Here is a 3426-nt window from a genome sequence, read left to right on the forward strand (position 1 = left end):
CGCCTCAACACCAGCTTTTACCCTTCCCGGCACCTCTCCCCATACAAATCCGCCGAGCCATGGCGGGTATAATTCAAGACCGATTGCAACGTCACGCCTTTGGAAACCCATCGGCACGACAGCCTCCCGCGCTCTGCGCCCTTCAAGCACCCGGCGGCCTCCCCGCCCAGATTCCTATGACTGCCCAAATCATCGACGGCAACGCCCTCTCCAAGACCATTCGCGCCGATGTCGCTATACGCGCCGCCGCGTTGACCGCCCGTGGCCAGCAGCCGGGCCTCGCCGTTGTCCTCGTCGGCGAAAATCCGGCCAGTGAAGTCTACGTGCGCAACAAGGTCAAGGCGTGCCAGGACAACGGCCTGCATTCCGTGTTCGATCGTTACCCGTCCACGCTCACGGAAAGCGAATTGCTGACCCGTATCGACGACCTGAACAACGATCCGAACGTCCACGGCATTCTGATCCAGCTGCCGCTGCCGAAACATATCGACAGCCACAAGGTCATCGAAGCAATCGCGCCGGCGAAGGATGTCGACGGCTTCAACGTCGAGAATGCGGGCGCCCTGATGACCGGCAAGCCGTTGTTCCGTCCCTGCACCCCCTATGGCGTGATGAAGATGTTCGAGGCGCACAAAATCGCGCTGGAAGGCGCGAATGCGGTCGTGATCGGGCGCTCGAACATCGTCGGCAAGCCGATGGCCATGCTGCTGCTCGAAGCCGGCGCCACGGTCACCATCACGCACAGCAAGACGCGCGATCTGGCGGCGCTCACGCGCCACGCGGATGTGGTCGTCGCGGCGACGGGCCGGCGCAACATCCTGACCGCGGATATGCTCAAGCCAGGCGCAACGGTAATCGATGTCGGCATGAACCGGGACGAAAACGGCAAACTGTGCGGCGACGTGGACTTTGCGAATGTAAAGGAAGTTGCCGGATTCATTACGCCGGTACCGGGCGGTGTCGGGCCGATGACGATCACCATGCTGCTGGTGAATACCATCGAAGCTGCGGAACGAACAATGCAGCAGGACCGCGACTGATTCACCGCGCGACGCTCGTGCCTGTCAAGTGCGTGATGCATCAATCGCCGCCGTAGTCAGAAACGATTTGAGAATTGGCCAAGGCGTCCCCACAATAGATTGATCACCGTCAATTCGGCGCGTTACGTTTGTCCGGCGCGCCGTTGCGTTTTTTCTTAAAGATTTTCATCCGAGACCGGGAGAGTCATGTCCAGTTCGACACCATCGAATACCGCGAATCAAGCTCAGTCCCAAGTCCAGGGCAACCCGCTGCTCGACTTCTCCGACCTGCCCCTTTTCAACGATATCAAGCCTGAACACGTCACGCCCGCGCTCGACGTGCTGCTCGCCGACGCAAAAGCCGCAGTCGATCATGCCGCCGCGCCCGAAACACCGGCGACGTGGCATGACATCGTGGAAAGTGTCGAGCGCGCGAGCGAACGGTTGTCACGTGCCTGGGGCGTCATCGGCCACTTGAACGCCGTCGCCGATACCCCCGAATTGCGCGCCGCCCATGCCGAAAATCTGCCGCGCGTGACCGAGTTCTCAGCAAGTGTTGGACAGAATTTGGCGCTCTACGAGAAATACAAGGCCATCGCCGCGAGCGACGAACACGCAACACTTACAGCCGAGCAGAAGAAGTTGCTCAGCAATGAATTGCGCGGTTTCCGTTTGTCAGGCGCCGAGTTGCCCGAGGACAAGAAACCACGCTTCGCGCGTCTTCAGGAAGAACAGGCGGCGCTGTCGAAGGCATTTTCCGATCACGTGCTCGATGCCACCAACGCGTTTTCGTACATCGTGACAAATGAGAGCGAGCTTGCCGGCTTGCCGGAAGATGTGATCCAGGCAGCGCGCGAAGCCGCGCAGAAAGAAGGCGTCGAAGGCTGGAAGTTCACGCTGCATTTCCCGTCGTATTTCCCGGTCATGCAATACGCAGAACACCGGCCGCTGCGTGAAGCGATGTATCGCGCGTATGTGACGCGGGCGTCCGAGCTCGGCGCGAACTACGGCCGAGGCAAGCCCGAATGGGACAACACGGCGAACGTAGTCGAGCAATTGAAGCTGCGCGACGAAGAAGCGCACGCGCTCGGCTACCAAAATTTCGCCGAGGTTTCCCTCGCGCCGAAGATGGCCGAGTCGCCGGCGCAAGTGGTCTCGTTCCTGGAAGACCTCGCGGTGCGCGCACGTCCGCACGCGGAACAGGACTGGATGGAGTTGCGCGCGTTCGCCGCTACTGAACTCGGCATGCCCGAACTGCAGCCTTGGGATTCGACCTTCGCCGCCGAACGTCTGCGCCAGCAACGCTACTCGTTTTCCGAAAACGAAGTGAAGCAGTACTTCCCGCAGGAAGCCGTGTTGAAGGGCTTGTTCAAGGTCACGGAGACCTTGTTCGGCGTGTCGATTCGTCGCGATGAAGCTCCCGTCTGGAACCAGGACGTGCGCTTTTTCCGCGTCGAAAACAAGGACGGCTCGCTGGTCGCGCAGTTCTATCTCGATCTGTACGCGCGCGAAGGCAAGCGTGGCGGCGCATGGATGGACGACGCCCGCTCACGCCGCAAAAGCCAGGATGGCGGCGTGCAGACACCGGTTGCGTACCTGACCTGCAACTTTTCGGCGCCAGTCGGTGGAAAGCCCGCCTGCTTCACGCACGACGAAGTCATCACCCTGTTCCACGAATTCGGCCATGGGTTGCATCACATGCTTACGCGCGTCGATGAACTCGGCGTCTCCGGCATCAATGGCGTCGAATGGGACGCGGTCGAGCTGCCGTCGCAATTCATGGAGAACTTCTGCTGGGAATGGGACGTCCTCACCGACATGTCCGGTCACGTCGATACGGGCGCCACGTTGCCGCGCGAACTCTTCGACAAGATGCTGGCAGCCAAGAACTTCCAGAGCGGCCTGGGCACATTGCGCCAGATCGTACTGTCCATGTTCGACATCCAGCTTCACAGCAACTACGATCCGGCAGGCGCTACCAACGTCAACGACTTCGCGCGTGAGATCAACGAGCGTTTCCACGTCGTGCCACAGGCGCCCTTCTCACGCTGGACCAATACCTTCACGCATATTTTCGCGGGCGGGTACGCGGCGGGGTACTACAGCTACAAGTGGGCGGAAGTGTTGTCGGCGGATGCGTACGCGGCTTTCGAAGAAGCGGCGAAGCTCGGCGGCGGTTCAGTGCTGGATGCAGAAACGGGTATCCGGTATCGTCGCGAGATTCTCGAGGTTGGCGGAAGCCGGCCGGCAATGGACTCGTTCAAGGCGTTCCGCGGCCGTGAGCCGAATATCGATGCGCTGTTGAGGCATAACGGCATGTCGCCGGCTGCTTCGTGAATGCGCTTCTTGCGCTAGCCGAACTGGTCAAGGCGCTGGTCGATCTGGTTCGATGATGCTCGCGTAGCCT

General features: G+C 60.6%; 2 protein-coding genes. Both read left to right on the forward strand.

Going from position 1 to position 3426, the window contains the following annotated elements; genetic code table 11:
- Positions 1-176 precede the first annotated feature (176 nt).
- Positions 177-1040 carry a bifunctional methylenetetrahydrofolate dehydrogenase/methenyltetrahydrofolate cyclohydrolase FolD gene (gene folD, locus ACFFAR_RS28460; RefSeq protein WP_174365109.1) on the forward strand — a complete coding sequence of 288 codons (864 nt, stop codon included), beginning with the start codon at positions 177-179 and terminating at the stop codon, positions 1038-1040.
- Between the two features lie 186 nt (positions 1041-1226).
- A complete protein-coding gene (locus tag ACFFAR_RS28465; protein ID WP_375508933.1) occupies positions 1227-3356 on the forward strand; it encodes a M3 family metallopeptidase in 2130 nt (709 codons plus the stop codon).
- The last annotated feature ends 70 nt before the right edge of the window (positions 3357-3426 follow it).

The sequence above is a fragment of the uncultured Caballeronia sp. genome (genome assembly GCF_964243625.1).
GTDB lineage: Bacteria > Pseudomonadota > Gammaproteobacteria > Burkholderiales > Burkholderiaceae > Caballeronia.